At 39.9% G+C, this 258-nt stretch carries 1 protein-coding gene; it reads right to left on the bottom strand.

Annotated elements, in window-relative coordinates:
- Nucleotides 1-138 precede the first annotated feature (138 nt).
- The coding region (locus tag CBI42_RS11925; protein ID WP_142294165.1) for an SDR family oxidoreductase at nucleotides 139-258 on the bottom strand (120 nt) is incomplete at its 5' end.

Genomic DNA, 258 nt, shown 5'->3' with positions numbered 1-258 from the left:
GAAAACTCCGGAGAGTAATCTTCACAAATCAAAAAGGTTTCCGTTCAGTCTGATCTAAAAACTGAATGGGAACCTTTTTAAATTCAATAAATGCTAATTTCAATTGATCCTCAATACTTTAAACTGACAATTTATGAGCTAAATCGAAGTGTACCCACCGTCCATTACCATGGTGTCACCTACGATAAAGGAAGCATCATCACTTGCAAGGAAGGCAACACCCTTGGCAATTTCTTCCGGTTTGCCCAGTCGGCCAAG

The organism is Streptococcus sp. KR (assembly GCF_002238115.1).
Lineage (GTDB): Bacteria > Bacillota > Bacilli > Lactobacillales > Streptococcaceae > Streptococcus.
The sequence above is the reverse complement of the archived record's forward strand: the minus strand, read 5'-3'. Positions and strand labels throughout refer to the sequence as shown.